The 25193-nt window shown below is 52.3% G+C and carries 27 protein-coding genes; 15 read left to right on the plus strand and 12 right to left on the minus strand.

The features are described from left to right. Positions 1-145: 145 nt before the first annotated feature. Both LG204_RS07195 and LG204_RS07200 read right to left on the minus strand, forming a co-directional pair. Positions 146-1015, minus strand: coding sequence for an EAL domain-containing protein (locus LG204_RS07195; protein ID WP_230336631.1), 870 nt, complete (start codon positions 1013-1015; stop codon positions 146-148). A gap of 12 nt (positions 1016-1027) precedes the next feature. Then, positions 1028-2011, minus strand: a complete 984-nt coding sequence (locus LG204_RS07200) for a sulfate ABC transporter substrate-binding protein (protein ID WP_230336632.1) — start codon at positions 2009-2011, stop codon at positions 1028-1030. A gap of 310 nt (positions 2012-2321) precedes the next feature. On the opposite strand from LG204_RS07200, the gene epsC reads away from it, so the two are divergent. From epsC to LG204_RS07215, 3 genes are read left to right on the plus strand one after another with little or no spacing between them, the layout of a single operon-like run. Then, positions 2322-3326: a serine O-acetyltransferase EpsC gene (gene epsC, locus LG204_RS07205; RefSeq protein WP_230336633.1), complete on the plus strand. Its 1005-nt coding sequence runs from the start codon at positions 2322-2324 to the stop codon at positions 3324-3326. Positions 3327-3374: 48 nt separating this feature from the next. Further along, a complete protein-coding gene (locus LG204_RS07210; RefSeq protein ID WP_230336634.1) occupies positions 3375-4292 on the plus strand; it encodes a family 2A encapsulin nanocompartment shell protein in 918 nt (305 codons plus the stop codon). Continuing rightward, entirely contained in the window at positions 4279-6150 is a 1872-nt protein-coding gene (locus tag LG204_RS07215) for a family 2A encapsulin nanocompartment cargo protein cysteine desulfurase (protein WP_230336635.1), read from the plus strand. Before LG204_RS07210 ends, LG204_RS07215 begins: the two co-directional genes overlap by 14 nt. Positions 6151-6254: 104 nt before the next feature. Here the strand turns inward: LG204_RS07215 and LG204_RS07220 are convergent, their stop codons facing one another. The 6 genes from LG204_RS07220 to LG204_RS07245 all read right to left on the minus strand — a co-directional run bounded on the left by LG204_RS07220 (position 6255) and on the right by LG204_RS07245 (position 10364). Then, entirely contained in the window at positions 6255-6470 is a 216-nt protein-coding gene (locus LG204_RS07220) for a TOBE domain-containing protein (protein WP_230336636.1), read from the minus strand. Between the two features lie 46 nt (positions 6471-6516). Further along, a complete protein-coding gene (locus tag LG204_RS07225) occupies positions 6517-6858 on the minus strand; it encodes a DUF2325 domain-containing protein (protein WP_230336637.1) in 342 nt (113 codons plus the stop codon). Between the two features lie 69 nt (positions 6859-6927). Continuing rightward, on the minus strand, positions 6928-7938 hold the full coding sequence (locus LG204_RS07230) for a sulfate ABC transporter substrate-binding protein (protein WP_230336638.1): 1011 nt from the start codon (positions 7936-7938) through the stop codon (positions 6928-6930). Positions 7939-7967: 29 nt separating this feature from the next. Next, positions 7968-9392: an OprO/OprP family phosphate-selective porin gene (locus LG204_RS07235; RefSeq protein WP_230336639.1), complete on the minus strand. Its 1425-nt coding sequence runs from the start codon at positions 9390-9392 to the stop codon at positions 7968-7970. Positions 9393-9452: 60 nt separating this feature from the next. Then, positions 9453-9653, minus strand: coding sequence for a YezD family protein (locus LG204_RS07240; RefSeq protein WP_230336640.1), 201 nt, complete (start codon positions 9651-9653; stop codon positions 9453-9455). Positions 9654-9812: 159 nt separating this feature from the next. Further along, complete coding sequence (locus tag LG204_RS07245; protein WP_230336641.1) at positions 9813-10364, minus strand: cob(I)yrinic acid a,c-diamide adenosyltransferase; 552 nt, start codon at positions 10362-10364, stop codon at positions 9813-9815. Between the two features lie 119 nt (positions 10365-10483). Here LG204_RS07245 and murI point away from each other — a divergent pair, with 119 nt between their 5' ends. Continuing rightward, complete coding sequence (gene murI, locus LG204_RS07250; RefSeq protein ID WP_230336642.1) at positions 10484-11305, plus strand: glutamate racemase; 822 nt, start codon at positions 10484-10486, stop codon at positions 11303-11305. Between the two features lie 18 nt (positions 11306-11323). Here murI and LG204_RS07255 read toward each other — a convergent pair whose 3' ends face one another. Together LG204_RS07255 and LG204_RS07260 are read right to left on the minus strand one after the other, a co-directional pair. Further along, positions 11324-11518 (minus strand): zinc-finger domain-containing protein, encoded by a 195-nt coding sequence (locus LG204_RS07255; protein WP_013442869.1) that lies wholly within the window; start codon positions 11516-11518, stop codon positions 11324-11326. 18 nt (positions 11519-11536) lie between these two features. Then, positions 11537-12457, minus strand: coding sequence for a branched-chain amino acid transaminase (locus tag LG204_RS07260; protein WP_230336643.1), 921 nt, complete (start codon positions 12455-12457; stop codon positions 11537-11539). A 248-nt stretch (positions 12458-12705) separates the two neighbouring features. Here LG204_RS07260 and LG204_RS07265 point away from each other — a divergent pair, with 248 nt between their 5' ends. From LG204_RS07265 to LG204_RS07315, 11 genes are all read left to right on the plus strand, one after another. Next, on the plus strand, positions 12706-13404 hold the full coding sequence (locus LG204_RS07265) for an OmpW/AlkL family protein (RefSeq protein ID WP_230336644.1): 699 nt from the start codon (positions 12706-12708) through the stop codon (positions 13402-13404). 233 nt (positions 13405-13637) lie between these two features. Next, positions 13638-15101: a cytochrome-c oxidase, cbb3-type subunit I gene (gene ccoN / locus LG204_RS07270; RefSeq protein ID WP_013442866.1), complete on the plus strand. Its 1464-nt coding sequence runs from the start codon at positions 13638-13640 to the stop codon at positions 15099-15101. Between the two features lie 27 nt (positions 15102-15128). Beyond that, entirely contained in the window at positions 15129-15863 is a 735-nt protein-coding gene (gene ccoO, locus LG204_RS07275) for a cytochrome-c oxidase, cbb3-type subunit II (RefSeq protein WP_013442865.1), read from the plus strand. Positions 15864-15884: 21 nt separating this feature from the next. Beyond that, positions 15885-16046, plus strand: a complete 162-nt coding sequence (locus tag LG204_RS07280; protein WP_230337859.1) for a cbb3-type cytochrome c oxidase subunit 3 — start codon at positions 15885-15887, stop codon at positions 16044-16046. An 18-nt stretch (positions 16047-16064) separates the two neighbouring features. Then, the gene (gene ccoP, locus LG204_RS07285) at positions 16065-17003 is read left to right on the plus strand and encodes a cytochrome-c oxidase, cbb3-type subunit III (RefSeq protein ID WP_230336645.1); all 939 of its coding nucleotides are present in this window, start codon (positions 16065-16067) and stop codon (positions 17001-17003) included. Between the two features lie 113 nt (positions 17004-17116). Next, positions 17117-18541 carry a cytochrome c oxidase accessory protein CcoG gene (ccoG, locus tag LG204_RS07290; protein ID WP_230336646.1) on the plus strand — a complete coding sequence of 475 codons (1425 nt, stop codon included), beginning with the start codon at positions 17117-17119 and terminating at the stop codon, positions 18539-18541. An 8-nt stretch (positions 18542-18549) separates the two neighbouring features. Continuing rightward, the gene (locus LG204_RS07295; protein ID WP_230336647.1) at positions 18550-19350 is read left to right on the plus strand and encodes a FixH family protein; all 801 of its coding nucleotides are present in this window, start codon (positions 18550-18552) and stop codon (positions 19348-19350) included. 9 nt (positions 19351-19359) lie between these two features. After that, entirely contained in the window at positions 19360-21771 is a 2412-nt protein-coding gene (locus tag LG204_RS07300; protein WP_230336648.1) for a heavy metal translocating P-type ATPase, read from the plus strand. Positions 21772-21996: 225 nt separating this feature from the next. Beyond that, entirely contained in the window at positions 21997-22482 is a 486-nt protein-coding gene (gene bfr / locus LG204_RS07305) for a bacterioferritin (protein ID WP_230336649.1), read from the plus strand. 17 nt (positions 22483-22499) lie between these two features. Next, complete coding sequence (gene bfr / locus LG204_RS07310; protein ID WP_230336650.1) at positions 22500-22976, plus strand: bacterioferritin; 477 nt, start codon at positions 22500-22502, stop codon at positions 22974-22976. A gap of 155 nt (positions 22977-23131) precedes the next feature. Continuing rightward, positions 23132-23353 (plus strand): (2Fe-2S)-binding protein, encoded by a 222-nt coding sequence (locus LG204_RS07315; RefSeq protein ID WP_230336651.1) that lies wholly within the window; start codon positions 23132-23134, stop codon positions 23351-23353. Between the two features lie 113 nt (positions 23354-23466). Here LG204_RS07315 and LG204_RS07320 read toward each other — a convergent pair whose 3' ends face one another. Together LG204_RS07320 and LG204_RS07325 are read right to left on the minus strand one after the other, a co-directional pair. Next, complete coding sequence (locus tag LG204_RS07320) at positions 23467-24654, minus strand: globin domain-containing protein (RefSeq protein WP_230337860.1); 1188 nt, start codon at positions 24652-24654, stop codon at positions 23467-23469. An 81-nt stretch (positions 24655-24735) separates the two neighbouring features. Beyond that, positions 24736-25188, minus strand: a complete 453-nt coding sequence (locus LG204_RS07325; protein ID WP_230336652.1) for an Rrf2 family transcriptional regulator — start codon at positions 25186-25188, stop codon at positions 24736-24738. Positions 25189-25193: the final 5 nt, after the last annotated feature.

The following is a 25193-nucleotide window of genomic DNA, read 5'->3' on the forward strand; positions in this document are numbered from 1 at the left end:
AGTAATCGGGCGCCAATGTAACAAACTTGCTTATATATTAAAAATACTATGTTTTTATATTGATATAACTAAATGATTATAAAAAATAACCGGGGCATGCCACGCATGCACACCGGTCTTAAGGAGGAGATATGAACTGGGATAATCAGGCCGCGACCCGGATACTGGGCTTGAAAACCGAGACGGCTTGCAACTCCTTGGCCGTGACTGGTTTGCCGAGGAAATAGCCTTGCAGCAAGCTCGCGCCGGATTCAATCGCAATATCAAACTGAATCTGGGTTTCAATACCTTGAATGACAGGTTGCGCGCCCAGATCGCTAATAATGCCGAGCAGTTTCGGAATGATTTTGCGTACACGTGGATTGCGCTCGGCCTCCTGAATCAACTGGATATCCAGCTTGACGAAATCAGGAGAAAGCTTCCACAGGCGATCCAGATTGGAATGCCTGCTGCCGAAGCCATCAATCGCAATCTTGTAGCCGCGGTCGCGGTAGTTTTCTACCGCCTCCGTCAGCGGTTTTTCCTGGTCAACTGCGCTTTCCTGAATCTCGATGACCACGCGGTTGGTTGGCACCGAATTGCTATGCAGGATGCGCTCAAATACCTTGCCGTGGGCATTCACACTTGCCAGCAGCTTGGTATGCACATTCAGGAACAGCAGGCCGTTTTCGGCATGCAGCTGGCGGAAATTCAGCACATGCAAGGTGCGGCTGACGCGGTCAAACTTCACCAGCTTGCCTGATTGCTCGGCGTAGTAAAACGCAAAGTGCGGGCTGACTTCCTGCACGCCACCGAGGGATGGCCGCAGGAAGGCTTCGTGGCCGAAAAGGTCGCCAGCTTCGCTGTCATAAATCGGCTGAAAAGCCGTGTGCAACTGGATGCCCAGGAAGGTGTTGCTGAACTCGCCACGCGAAAGCTCGTCCAGGCCGTAATCATCAAGGTCCAAATGCAGCGTCTCACGCAGCTGGGATTTCAGGGTTTCAAGATAACTCAGATCTTGGTTGGGAATAGTCATGAATGGACTCCTTCATTTTGCGTAAATTTGGTCAAAGATACCGCCATCAGCAAAATGTGTTTTTTGTGCTTTGGTCCAGCCACCGAATACTTCTTCAACAGTAAAGAGGTCAATCGGCTTGAAGTCGGCTTTATGCTTGGCGGCAACACTTTCCAGCTTGGGACGCAGGTAATGGCGCGCGGCGATTTCCTGACCTTCTTCTGAATACAGGTAATTCAGATATGCCTCGGAAACTGCACGGGTATTGCGCTTGTTGACGACTTTGTCGACGACGCTTACCGGATTCTCGGCAAGGATGCTGGATGACGGATACACCACGTCGAATTGATCATTGCCCAACTCCTTTTTGATCAGAAACACTTCGTTTTCAAAGGTCAGCAGCACATCGCCAATCCCGCGTTGCGCAAAGGTCGTAGTGGCGCCACGGCCGCCGGTGTCCAGCACAGGCACATTGCGGAACAGCTTGCCGACAAATTCTTTTGCCTTGTTTTCATCCGCGCCATTACGGACGGCATACCCCCATGCGGCAAGATAACTGTAGCGACCATTGCCGGAGGTCTTGGGGTTCGGCACTACGACGGCCACGCCTGGTTTTACCAGATCATTCCAGTCCTGGATTTTCTTGGGGTTGCCCTTGCGCACCAGGAATACCGTGGTTGATGCGGTGGGGGAGCTGTTATAAGGCAGGCGTTTTTGCCAATCCTTGGGTATCAGCTTGCCGCGCTCGTAGAGAATATCAATGTCATTGCTCTGGTTCATGGTGATCACATCGGCCTCGAGTCCATCGGCCACGGCGCGGGCCTGCTTGCTAGAGCCGCCATGCGACTGGTTGATGGTGATTGTCTCGCCGGTTTTTTGTTTCCAGTAACTGGCAAAGGCAGGGTTGAAGTCCTTATAAAACTCGCGCGTCACATCGTAAGAAACATTCAGGATTGAGGTATCTGCCCAGGCAGATTGGGAAAACAGCAGGGCAATGATGGCGATGCGCTTGAACATGCGGGCTCCGTAAATGAATAAGTTGGAATGGACGCCATGATAAGCAAGCATTTAAATAATGTAAAAGAATATAAAAATATATTTATATTCATAATATTTATTATGAATTGCCTCAATTGCCATGAAACAATGCATTTTTTAGCGTAGCTTTACTTCAATATAACCTTGCGGTTTCTTAAATAACTAAATAGAATTAGCTTATAACTGGTTGTTATAGCCAGTTGCTGACCGGACAACCGGAAGCCAGTGCGCCTCATGTCGAGGCCGCTGGCTTTTTTGTTTTTAGGGCCGCCGATTTGGGAATAACGAGATGACCGATGCAGTGGATTTAACGGCAAGCCAACCCGTTGCGGATTGGGATCTTGCCAGCATTGTGGATGCGCTTCGCACCGTGCGGCTTAATGCGCTGGAGCATCGCAAGCGCCGACAGAACCCGCCAAAACTCCCCTCACGTATAGCGCTTGAGGCTATTGTTGATGGCCTGGCAGCAGCCTTGTTCCCCAACAGGCTGGGCTTGCCCGATTTAAAGGAAGACGGCCTCGATTATTTTGTGGGCCACACACTGGATGTCGCATTAAAAGACCTGCACACGCAAATTCGCCTTGAACTGGCGTTTGTATCCTCCCTCGATGCCGACAAGACGGATGCTGATATTCCTTCGGCGCGTGGCATTGTCAGCCAGTTTGCCGCTGCACTTCCCCAAATACGTCAGACCCTGGATACCGATATTCTCGCGGCCTATGAGGGTGACCCTGCCGCCCGCAGTGTTGATGAAGTGCTCGTGTGCTATCCGGGCATTACCGCCATCATTCACCATCGCCTTGCCCATCAGCTTTACAAGCTTGGTGTGCCGCTCGTCGCGCGCATGATTGCCGAGATTGCGCATTCGCGTACCGGGATTGATATCCATCCTGGCGCCACCATTGGGCATAGTTTCTTTGTCGATCATGGCACTGGCGTGGTGATCGGTGAGACCACCATCATCGGCAATCACGTTCGGCTTTATCAAGCCGTGACCCTTGGTGCAAAGCGCTTTCCTGCCGATGAAAGTGGAGTGCTGATCAAAGGCAATGCGCGCCATCCCATTGTTGAAGATGATGTCGTGGTGTATGCCGGAGCGACGATCCTGGGCCGCATCACCATCGGTCGCGGTTCCTCTATTGGTGGCAATGTCTGGCTGACCCACAGCGTGCCACCGGGCAGCAATATTACCCAGGCGCAAATGCGCAGCGGTGTGCTGCCTCTGCCTGAAGGCCAGATGGCTGCCAATGCCGTTCCTGGCGCTAATCCCACCGGGCCTGCCCAATATGGCTAGGCCTGTTTTACCCCCTTGTAACTAACCCACACTAGACAGGAGATTTAAATGGCAGATATTCATGAAGGACAAACCGCACTTGGAGATGTAGCGGCCCGTACGCTAGCAAATGCCACCAAAACGGTGCCCATGCTCAGCACGATTACACCGCGCTGGCTGGTGCATTTGCTGCAATGGGTGCCCGTAGAAGCCGGTATCTATCGCGTTAACAAGGCCAAGAATCCGAATGCGATTGAAGTGGATTGCTCCAACAAGGATGAGCGCGAGCTGCCAGCGACCTTTGTTGACTACGAAGAATGGGGCCGTGAGTATGTGTTGAACGCTGTGAATACGGTCGTGGATGTGCACACCCGCGTATCCGATCTGTATAGCAGCCCACATAACCAGATCCGCGAACAGTTGCGTTTGACCATTGAAACCGTCAAAGAGCGTCAGGAAAGCGAACTGATCAACAATGCCGAATATGGTCTGTTGAACAATGTGGCTGACTCGCAAAAAGTGAAATCCCGCACTGGCGCTCCAACACCAGATGACTTGGACGAGCTGATCAGCAAGGTATGGAAAGAGCCCGCGTTCTTCCTGGCGCATCCGCAAGCGATTGCTGCTTTTGGTCGCGAGTGCACTCGCCGTGGTGTACCTCCACCTACTGTTGCCATGTTTGGCTCGCAGTTCCTGACATGGCGTGGTATTCCGCTGATTCCTTGCGACAAGCTGAAGGTCACCAAAGGCAAAACCAATATTCTGTTGTTGCGCACCGGTGAAAGCCGTCAGGGCGTGGTTGGTCTGTATCAGCCTAATTTGCCAGGTCAGCAAACCATGGGGTTGTCGGTGCGTTTCATGGGTATCAACCACAAGGCGATTGCCTCCTACCTCGTGTCGTTGTATTGCTCAGTCGCTGTTCTGACGGATGATGCGATTGCCGTGCTGGAGAATGTCAGCGTGGACAACTACTATGACTACAAGTAATTTCAACGATCTTTCGGCATTTGAGCCGGAAGCCATTCTGGCCGCATTGCCGGGTGAGCATCCTCGCATGGCAGCAGGCCTGGCTGTTGGTCGTGCCGCGGCTGAGTCCGGGCATCTGGATGTAAGCGAGCTGGCACGTATCGCCAACGAGCTTTACGCTGAGGGGTTCCCTGCAGGGGCGGCTTTTGGCCAGGCCCCGGATGTTTACTCCACCACTGCACTGCCCGATAGCTCAGGTGCTGCTGCCGGTATCCGTACTGGCTCACCTGGCCCTGCAGTCCCCGTTAGCTCGCACCCTCATGCCTCAGCCGCTGGTCTTGAAAGTATCAACTTGTCCGAGACTTCGTTGCTGCCACCGCAGTTGGATATCGCAAGTGCAGCGGCTACGAACAGCGGTGGCCAATATCAATCCGCGATCAGTGTGCCCAATGGTGGGGAACTGGAGATCAGTCGTTTGCTCGGCAGCGTTGAGATCCCCTATGCGGGCGATTTGCAGCATTTGCTGACGTCCTTGAGCGCGCCGGCATCCGCGGCGAGCGCCCAGCCAACCGCCAGTCCGTATTACTTTTTGCAGGGTGCCTCGGTCAATTCGCTGAATCCTGGCGTACAACATGGCGGCGCGTTAGCACCTTCTGCGCATCCGCCCTTTGATGCCAATCTGGTACGCAAGGATTTCCCCATTCTGCGTGAGCAAGTGAATGGCCGTCCACTCATCTGGCTGGACAACGCGGCTACCACGCAAAAGCCCCAAGTCGTCATCGACCGTCTGGCGTATTTTTACCAGCATGAAAACTCCAATATTCACCGTGCTGCCCATGAATTGGCTGCCCGTGCAACCGATGCATATGAAGAGGCGCGCGAAACCGTGCGTCGATTCATCAATGCGCCATCGGTCAATAATGTGGTGTTTGTCCGTGGAACGACGGAAGCGATTAATCTGGTAGCGAAGACTTGGGGCAAGAAGCATTTGCGCGAGGGCGACGAGATCCTGATTTCGCATCTGGAGCATCATGCCAATATCGTGCCCTGGCAGCAGTTGTGCCAGGAAACCGGAGCCAGGCTGCGTGTGGCCCCGGTGGATGATAGCGGCCAGGTGTTGCTCGATGAATACCAGAAGTTGCTGACTTCGCGTACCAAGCTGGTGTCATTCACCCAGGTTTCCAATGCACTGGGAACCGTGACGCCTGCGCGTGAAATGATCCAGATGGCCCATGCGGCAGGGGCAAAGGTTCTGCTGGATGGCGCACAGTCGGTATCGCACATGCGTAGTGATGTGACGGCTCTGGATTGCGACTTTTTCGTGTTCTCTGGTCACAAGGTATTTGGCCCGACTGGCATTGGCGCGCTCTATGGCAAGGCCGATGTGCTGGCAGAGATGCCCGCATGGCAAGGTGGCGGCAATATGATTCAGGATGTCACGTTTGAAAAAACCGTGTATCACGAAGCCCCTGCCAAGTTTGAGGCGGGCACGGGAAATATTGCGGATGCCGTTGGCATGGGGGCTGCGCTGGAATATGTGGAGCGTCTAGGCATCGACAATATTGCGCGTTATGAGCATGATCTGTTGGTGTATGCCACCGCGGCGATGTGCAAGGTGCCGGGCTTGCGTTTGATTGGTACCGCCCGTGAAAAGGCCAGTGTGCTGTCCTTCAGCTTGCCGGGGTATCGGAGCGAGGAAGTGGGGGCCGCCTTGAATGAAGAGGGCATTGCTGTCCGTTCCGGACATCATTGCGCCCAGCCGATTTTGCGCCGATTTGGTGTGGAAACGACAGTACGGCCTTCATTGGCGTTTTACAACACCGCCCAGGAAGTGGACGTCATGGTGGATGTATTGCAAAAGCTGGCGCGTACCCGATAAGTAATCATGTACCGAGTTAGGCCTTAAAAAGCAGCAAACAAAAAGCCGATGGTAAACACCATCGGTTTTTTTATTACGGTATTGCTTTAATTACCCGCTGAGACTTATATCTTGGCGATGGAAACCTCCGTCGCCTTGATCAATGCCAGTACCTCGGTACCGACTTGCAGATTGAGCTCAATCACCGAACGAGTAGTAATGACGGAGGTAACAATACCTCCGGCTGTTTCAACATCAACTTCAGAAACGACGGGGCCGGTAATAATCTCGACGATGCGTCCTCTTAGCTGGTTGCGCACATTAATGGCTTTGATGGTCACGGGAGCCTCCTTTGCGGCAGTGAATGACAGTTCGGGAATTTCGCGATCAGGCTGCGATCGGCCAGTGATGATTGTCGGATGGACACTCGCCCTCCGACAGGGTATCCAGATTCAGTTTGTCCAGTCTGGCCTGCAGCGCAGCTGGGCCATTCGGGGTGTAAACAATCCGTACGCCACGTTTGGCCGCGGTTTGTTTGATCTTGTGGGTAAAGGTGTGGCTGATCCAGTTGGTGACCAGCACGATGAGCTCTGTGTTGTGTGGGATGGTTTTCTTGCCATCGCCAACTTTGCGCCCTGACCAGTGGTCAATGCGTGTAATGCCGTGCTGGGCTAGCACCTGTTTAATGCCGTCTATCTGGTCGCCGCCTACTATCAATGCTGTACTCATGGTGAGAGTCTCCTGTTGAAATGGGGCCACCGAATTTTGTCCGGAAGGCCCCTGATGTTGTAAGTGTGTTTATTTCAGGTAAATCTGGTCAAACGTGCCGCCATCAGAAAAGTGCGTTTTCTGCGCTTTTTGCCAGCCACCGAATTCGCTATCCACCGTTACCAGATTCAGTTTTGGGAAGTTCTTTTCGTACTTCTTGGCCACCGATTCCAGAGTAGGACGGTAGTAATTCTTGGCAGCAATTTCCTGGCCTTCTTCGGTATACAGGTACTGCAGGTAGGCTTCGGCAACTGCGCGGGTACCACGCTTGTTAACGACTTTGTCTACCACAGTCACTGGAGGCTCAGCCAGAATCGATAGAGACGGCACAACGATTTCAAACTTGTCCGGACCTAGTTCCTTTTGCGCCAGGAACGCTTCGTTTTCCCAAGCCAGCAATACATCACCAATGCCGCGCTCTACGAAGGTGGTGGTGGAGCCGCGGGCACCAGAGTCAAGTACTGGTACGTTCTTCAGGATTTTGCCGATGAAGTCGCGGGTTTTGCTTTCGTCGTTATTAAACTTGCGCTGACCGTATGCCCAGGCTGCCAGGTAGTTCCAGCGAGCGCCGCCCGATGTTTTGGGGTTAGGGGTAATCACGGAAATGCCTGGCCGTGCGATGTCATCCCAATCCTTGATGTTCTTGGGGTTGCCCTTGCGCACCAGGAATACGATGGTCGAGGTGTAGGGCGAGCTGTTGTGAGGCAGACGTTTTTGCCAATCCTTGGGGATCAGCTTGCCTTTTTCATACAGCGCATCAATGTCATAAGCCAGTGCCAGCGTTGCCACGTCAGCTTCCAAGCCGTCAATAATGGCGCGGCCTTGCTTGCCAGAACCACCATGCGATGCCTTGATGGTGACATTGTCACCGGTCTTGGCTTTCCAGTACTTGGCAAACGCGGCGTTGAAGTCCTGATACAGCTCACGCGTTGGATCGTAAGATACATTCAGCAGGCTGATGTCGGCCGCCGAAGCCGCCAATGGGGCAGCCAGGGCAAGCGCTACAGCGGCGCTACGCAAATGTTGGAGAATATTTTTCATTGGTTTTTCCTGTCTTTCAAGTTGTCTAGTTAAAACTGGAATTGCAAGCGACTGAACAGAATGCGCTCGTCATCACGATCGCGGATGTTGGCAAATGTACCTGCACCTCCGTCAAACTTCGTCTGCTCGTAATTAGTTGCCAAGCGCACCCACTGATTGAGGTACCAGTTCACGCCAATGCCCCAAGTTTTGGCTTCTTTGGCGCTCGTGGTTGGGTTGGCGAAACGGGCAGCTACACCTGATGCTGCTGTACCAAATGCGCTGCTGTCGATGCTGTTTTCCTGATAGCGTGCGACCAGTTCCCATGCACCCCAACCATCTTTGCCGGTTTCAAATGGGCTCTTGGGCTTTACGCTCTTGAACGAAGCATCTTCACCGGTCAATACCCACGAAGCTGCAATCTGCCATGCGTCATTTTTCAAAGTGTCATGGACGGTATCCGCAGCATTACGAACCTCCTGAGAGGTGCGGGCGTATTCTGCAAGCACACCAAATGGGCCGTAGTAGTAATACGCTTGTGGGGAAACACGTACACGGCTGCCATCCCCTACGGTACCTGTGGTGTAGGTAAAGAAGTTGAGCTGTTGCGAAGGCGTCCTGTAATTTGGCAATGCGCCTGTGGCTGAATTGGTGTAGGTTCCGGCAATGCCGAAGCCCAGGCCTTCCAGCACGCTATCGCTACCCTTGAATGGAGTAGTGAAAATGCGGGCGGTGTAGTCTTTGTCATTATCAGTGTCGATGCGTGTGTTTTCTTCACCACCATCTACTGTGCCGTTGAAAATCCCTAGGGCATAGTTGACTTTGTTATCCAGAACATCGCCGTAAATAGATGCACCTAGGCCACGGTTAGGCAGGAAGTTGTTACTTACATAACTGCGCTCAATGAACTTGATGTCGCCACCGCCCTGCAAGCGTTCCAAGCCTACGAAAGGCTTGAATTTACCAGCGCGGATTTTGAATGCCGGATCAAAGCGAGCATCGACATAGGCATCAATGACGCGCGAATTGTTGCTGGATGGTGATGTTGCATTGTTGTTCAATGTTTCACCAAACTCAGGCGTAAAGCGGAAGTCATATTTGCCGAACAAGGTGCCTTGGAAAGTTGGGCGAATACGGCGAGCTGTGAAGCCGTCATCGGAACTTTCGGGCTTGTCGAAATGGCGATAGTCCAATTGGATCAAGCCCTTCAGGCTGTATTCAAACTGACCATCCGGAGACTTGATGCCAAAGCCGCTTGGGCCTGCCACCACAACAGGTGTTTCTTTCTTTTTGGCAGCTGCATCTTCAGCAGCAATTTCATTCTTGCGCTCGAGAACGCGGATCTTCTGATCCAGCTCTTCAATAGTCTTGCGCAGTGTTTCGATATCAGGATCTGCAGCGAGCGATACCTGTGCAGAAAGCAGGATGCCGCTGGCGAGCAAGGCGGAGGTAATATTTTTGAGTTTGAATTGCATGATGAGCCCCTGTAAATTTATTGCTTCCGGCGGTCCGGTCAGGTCATCGATATTTTTTAACTAGATTGCGGCCGCTGCAGTTGCAGTAGGCTTGGATTTTTGCGGTTCGTTACCGAAGCGGACTTTTTCGCGACGCTCGATTTGCGTCACGCGGCCATCGTGTACCGTGATCTCGACAGCGCCAAAGCGCAGCTGCTCTACCGCACGCAGGATTTCCTGTACGACCTCGGCAGGAAGTGAGGTTTGAAACGGTTGTGACATGGCGTTGCTCCAGCAAATTTAAATCGAATGCTGCGCACTTTACCAATCTAATTTAATAATAAAAAATAATTTGTTTTTATAATTTTATAACTTAAAAGAATATTAAGCTCAAAATAAAAGCCCAACGTAGGCGTTGGGCTTTCTCGTGAATCAAGGCGTTTATTGACGGCTATCGTTCTGCCATAAAACATCACTTACGCCTTGTTCTTTATTCAGGTAGCGACAAAGTACGAAAAGCAGGTCTGAGAGGCGGTTAAGGTAACTGCGTGCAATCGGTGTCACCTGTTCTGTACGCGATAGCTCGACAACCTCACGCTCCGCCCGGCGGCACACCGTGCGCGCCAGGTGGCAATATGCCGCGGCGCGCGAGCCGCCTGGAAGAATGAATTCCTTGAGAGGGCTTAGCGTTTCATTCATTACGTCCAATATTCTCTCCAGATCATCCACGCGCTCTGGTTTTACCATGCTGTGGCCGGGAATACAGAGCTCACCGCCCAGATCAAAAAGATCATGCTGGATGCGCGTGAGGTGAGAGGGAATGTCGGCGGGCAGTGACTCGGTCAGCAAGATGCCGATAATCGCATTCAGCTCATCCACGGTGCCCATGGCGTGTACCCGAAGGCTATCTTTTGCAATGCGTGAGCCATCGCCGAGGCCGGTGTCGCCTTCGTCGCCGGTGCGAGTGTAGATTTTACTAAGTCGATTGCCCATGATGATCTCCTGAAGAAGGCTGAATTGTAGTACATGCGGCTGAATGACTGTGCCATGCCCCTGCAAGTTCGGCTACACTGGCGCGATTCATTCATTTTTTACACGGCTTATTTTTCACTGTGTTGGCTACCTCACCTTCTGCTAGCCAGGATATCCCGGTTGGCGTGTTTGATTCCGGCGTCGGCGGCTTGTCGGTGCTTGCCCATATTCGCCAAGCTCTGCCGCAGCAGTCACTTATCTACGCGGCAGACTCCTTGCACGCGCCTTATGGCAGCAAGTCGCAGGCATTTATTGTTGATCGATCCATACAGCTATCTGATTTCCTCATCTCGCGAGGGGCTAAGGCCCTGGTGGTGGCGTGCAATACGGCTACGGCTGCGGCCATCGGCGAGTTGCGTCGGCGCTATGCCATTCCGATAGTGGGCATGGAGCCCGCGGTTAAACCGGCTGCTGCGGCCACACGCTCCGGTGTGGTGGGCGTGCTTGCGACCAGCGGTACCTTGCTGAGTGCACAGTTTGCCGCCTTGCTTGAAAGCTATGGTCGCCAGGTGCGGGTGGAAACACAGGCGTGTATTGGGCTGGTAGAGTGCATTGAGCGTGGAGAGCTGCAAGGTGCTGCAACGCGGAAGTTATTGCAAAAGTATATCGCTCCTTTGTTGGAGGCAGGTGCAGATACCCTGGTGCTTGGCTGCACGCATTATCCCTTTCTGCGACCGCTGATCGAGGATATTGCTGGGCCTGATGTGGTGATTATTGATACCGGGGCGGCAGTCGCCCGCCAGTTGAAGCATCGCTTGCAGGATGCAAACCTGCTTGCCGATGGTTTGGCGGGGAGGCCTGGTGTGACAGCGTTCTGGAGTAATGCAGATGCTGGATCAGCACAGTCGGTGATCAGCCTGCTATGGGGAAAATCGGTCGAGGTGTTGCGCTTGCCAGATTAAGCGCGAGGCCAGCAATGGTCAGTGATGATGAGCGACAGCCTCGCCCGCCTTCAGTCTGTATTTGGTGCCGCAATATGGGCACATGGCCTGACCACTCGCAGTAATGTCGAGAAATACGCGGGGGTGGGAACACCACAACGAGACTTCCTTGGTAGGACAGTGCAACGGCAGGTCGCTGGCCGTGACTTCAATCTCTTTTGCTTCGTATGCCATGATGTTCCCTCTGTTGCTTTAAACGATGGTGAGCCAATCCATGTGCTTGGCGGATTTGCCGGTAACCACGTCAAAATACATCTTTTGCAGTTGCTCGGTAACCGGGCCGCGTTTGCCCAAGCCAATAGCACGATTATCCAGCTCGCGAATCGGTGTTACTTCAGCAGCCGTGCCAGTGAAAAAGGCTTCGTCAGCGGAGTAGACTTCGTCGCGGGTAATGCGCTTCTCAATGACGGTATAACCAAGCTCGGCTGCCAGTTGCACGATGGTGTCGCGCGTGATGCCTTCCAATGCGCTGGTCAGATCAGGCGTGTAGATCTTGCCGTTGCGCACGATGAAGATGTTCTCGCCCGAACCTTCGGCAACAAAACCATCCACGTCCAGCAACAGGGCTTCATCATAGCCGTCAGCAGCGGCTTCCTGATGTGCCAGGATGGAGTTCATGTAGTTGCCATTTGCCTTGGCTTTACACATGGTGATGTTGACATGATGACGTGAGAAGGACGAAGTCTTGACGCGAATGCCGCTTTGCAGGGCTTCTTCGCCCATGTAGGCGCCCCATTTCCATGCGGCGACGATCAAATGCGTAGACAGTGTCTTGGCTGAAATGCCCATCGCTTCAGCACCGTAAAATGCCATCGGACGCATATAGGCGGATTCAAGGTTGTTTTCGCGCACAGCGGCTTTCTGAGCTTCAACAACAGTCGCTTTGTCGAAAGGCATTTTCATTCCAAGAATATGCGCGGAACGAAACAGGCGGTCCGTATGTTCTTTCAAGCGGAAAATGGCTGTGCCTTTGTCAGTCTTGTATGCGCGCACGCCTTCAAATACACCCATCCCATAGTGTAATGTGTGGGTTAAAACATGCGTGGTTGCTTCACGCCATGGCACCATTTTGCCGTCATACCAAATTAGACCATCACGGTCAGCCATCGACATCTTCAGTTCTCCATCAATACTAAAGCTATTAAAAGTACCATTGTAATCGCAAGCCCTTGTATTTGAATAGCGGAAATCGGCGCTATGTAGCGGTGTTGCCAAAGATTTGCTGGTCGTGGATATAGGCTTGGCCGGTGAAAAGGCTAAAGCCGAGCATTATGGTCAAGTATAAACCACTTTTAAAATATGGTTAATGCGTGTAAAGTTAATCCATGTTCTTTTTATGGTCATTTCAAGAGGGGATTATCATGCATAAAAAAATTCTGGTTTCTTTGTTGGCTTTAATGACGCCCGTGGCCGCAATGGCTGAGGCAGGTGATTGGGTTGTTCGTGCCCGTGCAGTGAATGTCAGCCCAAATGAAGATAGTAAGTTGGGACGTACTGTGAATGGTTTGGGGCTGGGCAATGTCATGAGCCCAGGTGCCAAGCTCGAAGTGGATAGCAACACTATCCCTGAAGTGGATGTTTCCTACTACTTTACCAAGCATATCGCCGCCGAGCTGATTCTGGCGCTGGGTACGCGTCATGATGTCAGCATTCATGGGGATTCGGCAGGCGTGATCGGCAATCAGAACTTGGGGTCGGTAAACATGCTGCCACCCACCCTGACTTTGCAATGGCACTTTCTTCCAGATCAGAAATTTGATCCTTATGTTGGTGCTGGTGTGAACTATACCTTTGCCCTTGATCGCAATCTGAAGTTTGCAACTGGTGCGACTGCGGGTGAGAAGATCCGGATTGATCGAGACAGTGTTGGTCTGGCACTGCAGGCAGGCTTTGATATTAATCTGCAGGATGGCTGGCTGATCAATGCTGACGTCAAGTATGTCTGGATGGATACCGACGTTGAGATGCGTAGCGCACTTACGGGTAATAAATGGACCAAAATTGACAGTCTCGATATCAATCCATGGGTGGTCGGCGTAGGGTTCGGCAAGAAGTTTTAATAATAAGAAAATAGTGAATGGTTAGGTGTGGACGGGCGCCTGCTGGCTGTGGCGCCTGTCACATCGGGCTAAAGTCCCTTGGCGAGTGAATTTTCAGCAAATCTGAATAACGCCGGAATATGAATGTGTGAAAACTCATGTAGTAAAAAGGGTTTTTATGTTGTTCTGTAAAGCTGTTACAGAATATAATCGCAACTCTTTACTTTAGCTGTTTTTGATCGGGAGACGTAGTAATGGCAACGGCGAGCGTCGCAACTTCTGGCGTCAATGTGAGTGCGGTAAGCGAACAATATAACTACGATGTTATTCGCAAATTCACCATCATGACGTTGGTATGGGGTGCGATAGGTATGTTTGTCGGGGTGTATATCGCCTCGGAACTGGCTTATCCCTTCCTCAATTTTGATATTCCTTACATTACTTTTGGTCGCTTGCGTCCAGTGCACACCGGTGCGGTAATTTTCGGGTTTGGCGGTAGCGCGCTGTTTGCTACGTCTTACTATGTGGTTCAGCGTACCTGTCAGGCCCGCCTGTTCAGTGATGGCATGGCGAGCTTTACGTTCTGGGGCTGGCAGGCGATTATCGTCTGTGCTGCGCTGGGTAACGTTCTGGGCTACAGCCAAGGCCGTGAATATGCGGAAATGGAATGGCCAATCGACTTGATGATTGAAGTTGTCTGGGTAACCTACCTGATCATCTTCGTTGGCACCCTGATGAAGCGCAAGCAACCTCATATCTACGTTGCCAACTGGTTTTACCTCGCGTTCATCCTGGCAACCGCCTTGCTGCATACATTCAACAATCTGGCCGTGCCTATCAGCCTGTTCTCCATGAAGTCCTACAGCCTGTTCTCGGGCGCGCAGGATGCTATGACTCAGTGGTGGTATGGTCACAATGCCGTGGGTTTCTTCCTGACAGCAGCTTTCCTCGGCATGATGTACTACTTCGTGCCCAAGCAGGCTGGTCGTCCTGTGTATTCATACCGACTGTCGGTGCTCCACTTCTGGGCGATCATCTTCCTGTACATGTGGGCCGGTGCGCACCACTTGCACTGGACTGCGATTCCTGACTGGACTTCCACGCTGGCTGCCACGTTTTCCATCATGCTGTTGCTGCCATCCTGGGGCGGCATGATCAACGGTATCCTGACGCTGTCCGGTGCTTGGGACAAGCTGCGCACTGATCCTGTAATGCGATTCCTGATTGTGGCGCTGTCGTTCTACGGCATGTCCACCTTCGAAGGCCCGATGATGTCCCTGAAGGATGTGAACGCCCTGTCGCACTACACTGACTGGACCATTGGTCACGTGCACTCAGGTGCTCTTGGCTGGGTAGCGATGATTTCCTTCGGTTCGCTGTACCATCTGGCTCCGCGTCTGTGGAACACGCCTATGTATAGTCAAAAGCTCATCAACGTTCACTTCTGGCTGGCGACTATCGGTATTCTTCTGTACATCGTTGCCATGTGGATTTCCGGCATCATGCAGGGTCTGATGTGGCGTGCGTTTGATGATTTCGGCAACCTCCAGTATTCCTTCGTGGAATCTGTTGCGGCAGCCCATCCTTTCTATGTCATGCGTGCATTGGGTGGTGCGTTCTTCCTGAGCGGTATGTTGTTGATGTGCTACAACATGTACAAAACCATCCGCAAAGGCAGTACCGAGCAGCAGGTTGAAATCAGCCCAGTGGCTGCTTAATACGGAATAGAGGGTATTGGAGTCAAAATGAAACACGATAATATTGAGCGCAACCTTGGCATCCTGCTGGTGCTGACTATGCTGGCTATCAGTGCTGGTGGCCTGGTTGAAATTGTTCCTCTGTTTTTTATCAAGGAAACGGTTGAGAAGGTAGAGGGGGTTCGTCCTTATAGCCCTCTTGAGCTGCGTGGTCGCGATATCTATGTGCGTGAAGGCTGCTATTTATGCCACTCGCAGATGATTCGCCCATTCCGGGATGAGGCGCTGCGTTATGGTCACTACTCACTGGCTGCCGAGTCCAAGTACGATCACCCGTTCCAATGGGGTTCCAAGCGTACTGGTCCTGATCTGGCCCGTGTTGGCGGCAAGTATTCGAATGACTGGCAAACCCAGCACTTGAATGCACCTCGCTCGCTGGTGCCACAGTCGGTGATGCCTAACTACCCATGGCTGCTGAAGACCGATCTCGATTACTCGGATATCGAGTTGCGCATGAAAGCCTTGCGTACTACTGGCGTTCCTTACTCCCTCACACAGGCCGAATACGACCGTAATGTGAAGGAGTTCGGTGAAGACGTTGCCAAGAGCCTGCATATTCCTGATGCTGAAAAGAATCTGGTGGCGCAGGCCCAGCTGGGTAACTACGACACTGATCCGGGCAAGTTGAGTGAAATGGATGCTCTGGTGTCTTACCTTCAGGTGCTGGGTACGATGGTCGACTTCAAGAAATACGACGACGATTACTTCGTTAAATTCCGTTAATAGACTGCAAGAGGCTTCATGATGGAATGGTTGATGTGGTTTACCAAGTTTGAGAATACCAAGCCGGTTTCATTGGTGATTTTCTTTGTCTTGTTCTGCGGGGTCATGATCTACCTTTACGGTAGCCGTTCCCGCGGCGAGAAGCTGGAAAACTTCAAGAACATTCCTCTGCAAGACGATTAGATTTAATTAGGACGAATCATGAGTCAGGACAAAATCAAGACACCGACGACCACAGGACACGTGTGGGACGACGATCTTCAGGAGCTTACCAATCCATTGCCTAACTGGTGGGTGTGGGGTTTCTACATTACGTTTGTATTCACCATTGTGTACTGGCTGTTTTACCCGGCCTGGCCAATTGGTCATACCTACACCAAAGGTATTCCTGGCTGGAACAGCATTACCTACACGGCTACGACAGTGGATGGTAAGGAAGTCGAGAAAACCACGCACTGGAACATGCGCTCCAAGTTCATGCATGAGATGAATGAGCAGCAAGCCGAGCAAAAGAAATGGTTCGACAAGGTAGCGGGTTCTTCTTATGAAGACGTATCCAAGGATGCCGACCTGATGCAGTTCGTTAACTCGGCCGGTAAGACCCTGTTTTCGGACAACTGCGCACCATGTCACCAGTCCGGTGGTCAGGGTAAAGTCGGCTTCTCGCCTAACCTGACGGATGACCATTGGCAGTATGGTGGTACCTATGACCAGATTCACACCACGATTGTGGGTGGTCGCCGCGGTTATATGCCTCCTTTCAAGGAAGTATTGAATGATCAGCAGATCACCCAGTTGGCCAATTATGTATTGAGCCTGTCTGGCGAACCCCATGATGAGACGGCCGCTGCAGCTGGCGCCAATATTTTCAAGGGCGATTCGGCTGCTTGTTACTACTGCCATGGTGCCGATGCCAAAGGCCGTATCGAGCTGGGTTCTGCCAACCTGACCGACAAAATCTGGTTGTGGGCTGATGTGCCCGCAGCCAAAGATGCGACGGCCAAGCTGGATGCTGTCAAGCATGTGATTTCTGGCGGTCTGGACCGTGGTGTAATGCCTAACTGGGATCACCGCCTGAAGCCTGAGCAGATCAAACTGTTGACGGTGTATGTACACGATAGTCTGGGTGGCGGTAAGTAATACGTTTTACTCTAAGTACCATCTGAACGATGCAACTTAATCAAAGGCTCACGCCCTAATGTGGGCCTTTGTCGTTTTTTAGCGGTTATTTTCAAAGCGAGTCAGAAACAGCCATGGAAGCAAGCAAAGCCAGTCAGTCTGCCCTCTACGCCAAGCATATTCCGATTTTTACGCGCTCGGTCAAAGGCAAGTACCGCAACTTCAAGACCGCGGTCATGATCGTGGCGTATAGCGTTTATTTCCTGCTGCCGTGGATGCCTTGGGAGCGTGCTAGTTCTGCCAGCCAAGCATTGCTGTTTGACCTGAGCACCCGCCGGTTTTTTATTTTTGATCTGATTGTCTACCCGCAGGATATCTTCTGGCTGGCGATGTTATTGTTCATCGCCGCCGCCTTGCTGTTTTTTGCTACTGGCCTTATCGGCCGTGCCTGGTGTGGTTACTTCTGCTTTCAGACCTTGTGGACTGATCTTTTCATCATGGTGGAAAAGGCCATTCAGGGGGAGCGTCCTGCACGCTTGCGCTTATACAAGCAGCCCTGGAATGCTGAAAAAATCCTCAAGATAGGCTCCTCGCATTTCCTGATGCTGCTCATTTCCTTCTGGACGGCGTTCACGTTTGCCGCCTACTTCAATTACGCCCCGGATTTTCTGGTCAACCTGTTTACCGGCCATGCCGCGGATGCGGCCTACATTACAGTGGCCGCGTTGACGGTCACGACCTATGTGGCTGCAGGCCTGTTACGCGAGAATATCTGTACGCTGGCTTGTCCTTATGCGCGCTTTCAGGGCGTGATGTATGAGCCAGATACACTGGCCGTCAGTTACGACGCCAAGCGTGGCGAAGGCCTGGCCGGCCGCACTCTGCCGATAGCCGGTTTGAAAACCCGCGAAGAACGTCAGGCCAAAGGGCATGGCGATTGCATTGATTGCGGTTTTTGCGTGCAGGTTTGCCCGACCGGTATTGATATCCGCAATGGCCTGCAATATCAATGCATCTCATGCGGCCTGTGTATTGATGCCTGTAACAACATCATGGATTCCGTGGGGTATCCGCGTGGTCTGATCCGCTATGATTCTGAGAAAAACCTGGCAGATGCAACGCCACATGCCCCCCGCCTGGAGTGGAAGCGCCTGAAAGTGCTGGGCTACGCCATTGCCATTGTGGTGATGACAGGAACGCTCTTTTACAATATTGGTACCCGTACCAATGTGGAAGTATCTGTACAACAGGTGCGGCAGCCTATGTTCATCATGTTGTCGGATGGCAGCTTCCGTAATCGTTACCAGATTCATATCGTCAATAAAACCGAGCATGACGAGACATACCATATCAGTGTCAGTGGCATACCCGCAGATGCGCTGGATATGGGGAATATTCCGCAAGTGCATGTCCGTGCAGGTAAGGATTTGACGGTGAATGCCAAGGTCAATCTTGAACATGAACTGGCCGAGCGGACTAAAACCTTCAACTTTGTCATTCAGCCGCAGACTGCTGGGGCGGAAACCATCACTCTTCCCACCAATTTCAACAGTAAGTGAGTTTAGCCGTGAATTTGTTTGCTCTGCCGCAAGTGTCCATGACGGAAACCCTGTTTGGTGGCTTGCTCCTAGCTGCTGCCCTGTTTTTTGTCAGTCGACGCCTGGGCTTGCCCAATTTCTGGGCGGGTATCCTGAGTGGAGCCTTGCCTTTCCTGCTTTATCTGGCTTATAGCCAGCAGCACTGGACCGGGGGAGATGTGCTGGCGATCCACTTTGCGGTTTATCTGGCGAATGCCGGGCTGCTGATGGTATTTGGCGGCATGCAGCAGAAAAAGCAGAAACTGCACTGGGCACCGCGACTCATCATCGGATTTTTTATTGGCCTGGTAGTGCTGAATGCCGTCTTGTTATCCATTTCCAGCCGCGGCTTGCCGGATAGCATCAGTAACCTGTTTTTGCCGCATCCTGCCAATGAAACCGTGCATACTGCATTCCCTGGTCTCATTCCGCATGATCGCAACAAGCTCTACGAGCCTCATCTGGCCAGGCTTGAACAGCAACGTCACCTTGGCTGGAAAATTGGTATCGAAGGTTGGGATACCTTGAAAAGTAAAACTCCATCTATAATTACCCTCAAACTGGACGATGCCCAAGGCGCAGGGATTGCCGGCGCCGAAGTGACGATGGGTTTATGGCGCATGGCCAATAGCCGTGACGATCAGAAATTTTCCCTGACCGAAGTCAGTCCGGGCGTTTACCAGACGACCATGACTTTGAATGACTCTGGCAGATGGATACTGGATCTTTATATCCAGCATGGTGAAGATTCCTACATCAAGCAGCAAACTCTCTACATCGATGGCGATTAGCCTGCGCGTATGACGGACGTGGTGGATTGTTATCATTGCGGCTTGCCCGTGATGACGGGTGAGCGTTATGCGCTTGAAGTCTTGGGTGCGCGTCGTCGCCTGTGTTGTCATGGTTGCCAGGCAGTGGCTAGTTCCATTGTCGACAATGGCCTTGAAGACTATTACCGTTATCGTACCGAGCTTCCCCAAACGGCTGAAGAACTGGTTCCCGATGAGCTGCGCAAGCTCGCCCTGTATGATCATCCTGATGTGCAAAAAAGCTTTGTACATGAATCAGCGGGGTCTCTAAAGGAGGCCGCCCTTATCATCGAGGGGATTACCTGCGCCGCCTGTATCTGGCTGAATGAGCGCCATCTGCAGCAATTGCCCGGTGTGCAAAGCGTCTCTTTCAACTACGCTTCACAGCGCGCCAGAATCAGCTGGGACGATACCAATATTCATCTGAGCGAGATCCTCGCCGAAATCCGCAAGCTGGGCTATCACGCCCATCCTTTCAGTGCCCAGCAGCAGGATGAAGTCCGCCAGCAGCAGAAAAAGCGGGATTTTCGTCGCTTGGCAGTGGCCGGGCTCTCAGCCGGACAGGTCATGATGATCGCCGTGGCGCTGTATGCAGGACCTGCACAGGGGCTTGAGCCCGCTACCGCGCAGATTTTGCGGTGGTTCAGTCTGCTGATGAGCGTGCCGGCTATGACGTATGCTGCGTGGCCATTTTATCGGGCAGCCTGGCGCAGCATTGCCAATCGCAGTCCAGGCATGGATGTGCCGATTGTATTAGGGCTGCTCACCGGGTTTGCTGGCAGCATATGGGCGACCCTGCAAGGCCATGGCGTTGTGTATTACGACACCCTGACTATGCTGATTTTCTTTCTGCTATCCACGCGCTATCTGGAGCGCAATGCCCGGCTGAAATCCATTGAGGCGGCAGAAAATCTGCTCAGACTGGCACCCGCCATGGCGACGCGGTTGCGCGGTCAGGAGCAGGAGATCATTCCCGTGGTCGAGCTGAAAGCGGGGGACCATATATTGGCGCGCCCCGGAGAGTCGGTAGCAGCTGATGGCGTGGTTATTGAAGGTGAAAGCAGTGCGGACGAATCTTTGCTGAGTGGCGAAAGCAAGCCAGTTCACAAAACCATGGGAAATACCGTATACGCGGGCAGTATCAATTATGAGAGTCCACTCGTCATTGAGGTGACCGGTGTGGGCGAAAATACCATGCTGGCTGGTATTTCCCGCTTGCTGGATCGCGCCCAAGCCGAGAAGCCGCGTCTTGCGCATGTGGCCGATCGTGTTGCTGCCTACTTTACGACCACCCTGTTGCTGGCCGTTATTCTCATTGCCTGGATATGGTGGCACATCGACCCTGAGCGCACGCTGGATATCGTGCTGGCGGTCTTGGTGGTGAGCTGCCCTTGCGCGCTTTCGCTGGCGGCCCCTGCAGCATTTGCCGCTGCTGGCTCGCATCTGGTGAGTCGTGGAGTTTTGTTCACGCGCGGGCATGCGCTGGAAACCCTGGCCCGGGCAACACATTTCGTCTTTGACAAGACAGGCACGCTGACCATGGGCAAGCCCGTGCTGGTGCATACGGAATGCTATGCCAACATGGACGTGCAATCTTGCCTGCGTATTGCTGCTAGTCTGGAAAAAAGCTCGGAACATCCCCTGGCGCGCAGTTTTATTGAAGCGATACCCGCGCAATCATTAGTCACGGTTATCGATAATGCCAATATTCCGGGACAGGGTGTCGTTGGCGAGATCGACGGGGAGCGCTACACCTTGGGCAATGTGCGCCTGAACCCCGCCGCAGAGGGGGTACATCTGCCACTGGATGAATATCCCGCCGGGGCTTCAGTTGTCTGGTTGAGTGACAGTCGTCAACTGCTGGCGGCATTTGTGCTGGCAGATCAGCCACGCCCCCAAGCGGACCTGCTGATACAGCGTCTGCTGAATCAACGCTTGAGGGTGTCCATATTCAGCGGGGATGCCAAGGCCTCGGTGAATTATTTTGCCGATGAAATGGGCGTGACAGACCGGCGCGCCGAAATGTCACCGCAGATGAAGTTGCAGGCGCTGCAGGCGTTGCAGCAACGGGGTGAGGTTGTGGTTATGGTGGGGGATGGCATTAACGATGCGCCCGTGCTGGCCGGTGCGCAGGTTTCCATTGCCATGGGCAGCGGTACCCAGATGGCCAGGGCCAGTGGCGATATTGTGTTGCTCACGGAGCATATGCCTGAGATCGAGCATGCCCTGCAAACCAGTCGTTTTGGCATTCAGATCATTCGCCAGAATTTTGCCTGGGCGCTGGCATACAATCTGGTCGCATTACCGTTTGCCGCCAGCGGATTGCTATCACCCTGGATGGCCGCGATCGGCATGTCTGTCAGCTCGCTAATCGTCGTCCTCAATGCCTTGCGCTTGCGCTAGCCCAGGTCAATATACGCTTGCATTATCATGGCGTGTCCAGAAATATTAGGCGGATAATACCCCTCCCGATCTTAGCTGGAATGATTGCTATTGGTGTTATTGTTACAAAAACCATTTATAAACAATAAGATAGTGAATTTTTCCGAGTGCTTTTTTAAGCTTTTTACGTTATCATCCACCCCAATGTCATGCTTTGCATGATGCAATTTTGGAATGGAGGTTGGTATGAAAGGTGATAAAAAAATAATCGGGATACTGAATGACTTGCTGGCAGGCGAGTTGACGGCTGTCGATCAGTATCTGATTCATGGCGAGATGTATGCGGATTTTGGTTTGCAGCAACTGGCGGATAAAAGTTTGCATGAGTCCGAACATGAGCGTTCACACGCACGTGCCATTATCCAGCGTATCCTCTTCCTGGAGGGCAAGCCCAATCTGGAAAAGCGCGATCCCTTGAATATTGGCAAGTCCATTCCCGAGATGCTCAAGTCTGATCTGGCCCTGGAATACCATGTAGTGGGATCGCTGAAAAAGGCGATGGCGGAATGTGAAAAAGCACAGGATTATGTCACTCGCGACATGTTGCTTACCCAGTTGGACGACACCGAAATGGACCACGCGTACTGGCTCGAGCAGCAATTGCGCCTGATCAATCTGGTTGGTCTGGAAAACTACCTGCAAAGCCAGATGAAGTCATCTGGTGCGGTTTGAGCGTTAAGGAGTAGAAGATGAAGGGTGACAAGAAGGTCGTCGAAATACTGAACAAGGTGCTCAAGAACGAGCTAACCTCCATCAACCAGTATTTCCTGCATGCTCGCATGTTTCGCAACTGGGGTCTGGAGAAGCTCAACGACTACCAGTACAAGCAGTCCATCCGCGTGATGAAGGAAGCCGACAAGGTAATCGAACGGGTGCTGTTTCTGGAAGGCCTGCCCAATTTGCAGAATCTGGGCAAATTGCTGATTGGCGAAGATGTCGTGGAATGCCTGAATGGTGATCTGAAGTACGAAAAGGACATTCAGCGTCCACAATTGATCGAAGCCATCGCCCTGTGCGAAGAAGTGCAGGATTATGTCAGCCGTGATTTGCTGCAGGATCTGCTGGAGCACTGCGAAGAAGCCATTGATTGGCTGGAAACCCAGCAAACCCTTATTGCAGATGTCAGCTTGCCGAATTATCTGCAGGCGCATATCGAATCCGATTAGTACCGTCGATTTCGCAGAATAAAAAAACCGCAGCATGTCTGCGGTTTTTTTTGTCCAAAAATGTCAGTCACTTGGAACTATATTGACACGCATTGCTCTATGAATGATAATGGTTCTCAATTTATTTTAACTGATATACAGTCGGCCTAAATTATATGTATGTATGTGTTTGTCGTGCGGTAACTGAGCGTCAAATTTTTCAAGCAGCCCGTGCCGGGGCAAAAAATCTCAAAGACTTGAAGCATGAACTGGGCGTTGCTACAGAGTGTGGGCGTTGTGCCAGCTGCGCCAAGCAATGCCTGCGTGAAGCTCATCAAGAGGCGTCTACTGTCGCCAACATCATTCCCTTGCATACGCCAGGCTTGGGCTACGCTTAACGGAAGCATGTCGAGGTAGTGCTTAGTCCTTCGACTCATCACATTCGTCTTTCATGTAAAACGCCAGCTTAAAGCTGGCGTTTTACATGAAAGACTTCCAGAAGGATGCAAAATTAAAGCAGGTGCTCCAATAGCTCCGGGCCAAATACTTCTCTGTGCAGGCGATCTGCGCTGACACCTGCATCCAGCAGGTACTGGCGTTGCTGTTGCATGAATCCGGCAGGCCCGCACAAGTAAAACTCGCCTTCAGCCAAGAATGGCTGCCACGCTGCACTAGGGCGCACTTCATCGCCTGACGATAAGGCATTTTCTATCTGGTAAAAGCGCTCGACGATTAAACCGGGCAGTCTACGTTTTGCAGCTTCCAGTTCGTCTTGCAGAATATGCTGTTCTGCTCTGCGATTGCCATGGCTGAACAATATCTGGCGAGTGCTCCCTAGGTCGCGCAAGGTATTGAGGATGGAGAGCATGGGGGTGATGCCAATACCTGCCGACAGCAATGCGATGGGCTTCCCGGCAGACAAATCTACCTGAAGGTCACCAAATGGTTTGCTGACGTTAATGAAATCACCTTCCAGGATATGCGTGTGCAGCCAGTTGGATACTGTACCCTCCGGTTTGCCGGTATTTTCGGTCTCGCGTTTTACGCTGATACGCCACCATGGCTGCTGCGTCGAATCCGACAGGCTGTATTGCCGCAATTGACGCCGCTCCTTATCCAGCTGAGCTTCTACGGTGATGTATTGGCCTGGCAGGAATGGGCCAGGGCTGAGTTCATCTTCGGTTTGCAGGTAGTAGGACGCGATGTCCGCACTTTCCTGTACGCGTTTCACCACCCTGAGTCTGGTAAGTGTGCCAGCATCAGCGCCACTCTTGGCATAGAGTTTCTTTTCCTCATCAATCAGCAGGTTGGCCAGCAGCCAATACGCCTCTCCCCAGGCATCGATCAGGGCCGGAGTGGCGGCATCACCCAGCACGGTTTTGATGGCACCCAGCAAGTGCTCGCCAACGATAGGGTAATGATCTGGAGTTAATCCTACAGCGGCATGCTTATGTACAATGCGGCTAACAACGGGAGCCAGGGCCTCGGCATTGTCGATATTGGCTGCGTAGGCAAAGACAGCTGCAGCCAGAGATTGCTGTTGCGAGCCATTGGCCTGGTTACCCATATTGAAAAGATTGGTCAACTCAGGATGTGCGGCAAACATGCTGCTATAAAACGTGGTGGTAATGGCAAGGCCGTGCTCGCGAAGTACCGGTACGCTGGCATCGATATAGGATCTGGCGGTCGCTGAAAGCATCATAACTCCTTATGTTGTATTTAAAATGAAACAATATGGTGATTAAAAAACCGGGGTATCCCGGGTTGCTGGTCCATGTCTTTATGCTGTCATGGTCTGAAGGTGTTTCTGTTGGAGGTGCACGATAATCTCGCTGGTATGTTTTGGCGTCACATCGGCGAGCGAGTACGTATCCAGATGCCGATAAAAGACGGACAGGCTTTCATCCAAAGCGCCTTTCAGGCCGCAACTGCCTGCCAGTGGGCAGGGCGGTTGTGCACAATCCACCAGGGATTGTTTTCCCTCCAAAGTACGCACTACCAATCCCAATGACAAGCTGGCGGGATCAATGCCTAGGCGCAAGCCGCCTCCTGGTCCACGCGTTGCCTGTATCCAGCCCGTCTTGTTGAGGAATGTCACCACCTTGATGAGATGGTTGCGTGGCACGTTGAGTTGCTGGGCCAGCTCGCTAATGGAGACCATGCGAGTATGCGTGCTTTGTGACACATACATCAGCACGCGTAGGCCTAGATCAGTAAATTTGGTCAGTTGCATGAGCG

Origin of the sequence: Methylovorus menthalis (assembly GCF_020523625.1) — a bacterium.
GTDB classification, from domain to species: Bacteria; Pseudomonadota; Gammaproteobacteria; order Burkholderiales; family Methylophilaceae; genus Methylovorus; species Methylovorus menthalis.